This is a genomic window from Flammeovirga aprica JL-4, assembly GCF_012844305.1.
GTDB classification, from domain to species: Bacteria; Bacteroidota; Bacteroidia; order Cytophagales; family Flammeovirgaceae; genus Flammeovirga; species Flammeovirga aprica.
On the sequence record NZ_JABANE010000253.1, the window covers coordinates 1 to 2,134 of the forward strand.

General features: G+C 32.6%; 2 protein-coding genes. Both read left to right on the top strand.

Annotation, left to right across the window (positions count from 1 at the left end):
• Positions 1 to 96 precede the first annotated feature (96 nt).
• Complete coding sequence (locus HHU12_RS33600) at positions 97 to 1,161, top strand: RHS repeat domain-containing protein (RefSeq protein WP_205960071.1); 1,065 nt, start codon at positions 97 to 99, stop codon at positions 1,159 to 1,161.
• Positions 1,161 to 1,670, top strand: coding sequence for a hypothetical protein (locus HHU12_RS33605; protein WP_169661096.1), 510 nt, complete (start codon positions 1,161 to 1,163; stop codon positions 1,668 to 1,670). The genes HHU12_RS33600 and HHU12_RS33605 overlap by 1 nt, the downstream gene beginning before the upstream one ends.
• Positions 1,671 to 2,134 lie beyond the last annotated feature (464 nt).

Below are 2,134 nucleotides of genomic sequence, written 5' to 3' on the forward strand. Positions count from 1 at the left end.
TGGGAAAGAAGCCACAGTTGGTGCCTTTTGTAGGAGGAAGAGTGGGTACATCAAAAGCCCACGATTTCAATTGTGGAGAAACAATAGCTCCAAACATTGCCCCTTATCTCACTGCAGGTTCGTTTCTATGATGAAAATGATCAGCTAATTAATAAAGAACGATCATTTATTTCTAAAGCGGATCAAAGACAACAACTTCAATTGCCACTCACTGCACCTGAAAATACGGCTTATATGAAAATAGGGATCTTCAATCAATCTGAAGAAGTCAATGCCTATTTTGATAACCTAAAAGTCACTTTCAACGATTATATCGTCCAAGAAAACCACTACTATCCGTTTGGTATGAATATGGCGGGTATTGAGAAGGAAGGGACACCGGATCATAAATTCCAATACAATGGAAAAGAAAAACAGGAGGAGATAGGGTTAATTGATTATGGTGCTAGACATTATGATGCTAGTTTGGGGAGATGGTTTGTGGTTGACCCGTTGGCAGAAAAGTATTCATCAATGAGTCCTTATAATTATGTAGCAAATAACCCATTGAGATATATTGACCCAGATGGGAAAAGAATCGATATTTATAGTCGAGGAAAACTAGTGGGTTATTATACATACGATAAAGATACAAATGCTTTAAAATTCCATGAAGAAGTAAAAGGGGGCAAAAATACAGAAGAAGTTAAAGCATTTAATGCAGCATATCAATATTTAAAAGATGCTGATGAAGAAGGAGTGTTTAATGAATTAGCTAAAACCGATGAATCTCTAAATTTGAATATAAAAAATGGTATGGTGAGAGCAAAATATAGTTCAAAGCTTAAGGAGATTAAATGGTCTTACTATACAAAAGGAAAAGATGCAGAAGGGAATATGCATTCACCTGCTTTAATTTTATATCATGAATTAGTGCACGCAAAAAATAATAGACTTTTGAAAGATGATAAATATAAAAAACAAAAAGAAAGTGGTGAAATAGATGGATATTCTAACTTAGAAGAAAAGAATACCATAGAACAAGTAAATATTGTATCTAAGAGATTAGACAATGGTGATGGAGGAAGAGGTAGTAGAAAAAGTCATGGTACAAATGATCAATTAATGTATACTGAAGAAAAATATAGTGATGTAACCAAATCTGTTTTAGATTTTGAATAATGATGAGAAAAAAAATTATTTATTTATTCGTGTTATTTAATCTTTTAGGTTGTAGTTCAACTGTTGATATCTATATAAAAAGTAGATATGAAGATGATACGTGGGGAGGAATGAGATTAGATAAACAATTAAATAAAAAATCGACAAAAGAAAGCTATCTAAATTGTGCTTATGAATTTATTAGTTATGATACTCCCAATGTAAATTTTGACAGCGAAAAGGATTCTGTATTCGAAATATATTATACAGTTAAGAATGTAAATTTAAGTTCCATAATAGAACCGAATGATGTAGAATATGTTGGACGTGATAAAATAATTATTATTTCTAAAAGTGATACCTTGAGAATCAATAGTAAAGCAGGAGCTACTATGAATGGAAAAAACTTTAGATTATCTCATAAAGGAAAACAGTTTTTATTTAATTGTATGCCTAGAGAATTACAGTATAATTGGAATTTGGAAGATAATTATGATGGTATTTACCCTGCTCTATTTAAGAAAGAGTAAATACAATTTTAAATACCCCCCACTGTTCTAAGTATCAAGCCGTCAGGCGTTACTTAGAACTAGGTTATAGAATAAGTTTCCAACTTATAACTACAAATAAAAAAGAAGATAGGTAAAACATAAAGGCCAATTTTTGATAACAATACCTTCAAAATTGACCTTTACCCACTCTTATGTAGAAAGTGGTTTTTGGGAGTCCAAGTTCTCAGGGAATTTCACGAATCTCTATCCGGTTGAGGTTGTCACCTACTAAGGTTGAGGTGTTCCACCTTATAAGGTGAGGGACCGCAACATGTAGAGGTGACAGTTGCTCACCTACTAAGGTGGAAGAATGTCACATTATAAGGTGAGCACCTGCACCCATTTTTTCTTACTATTTGTAGTTTGACAACCTCAACTTCTCAACAAAAATTGTAGTATTTTTGCATCATAAATCGAACAACTATTATGTGTACTTCCCACTG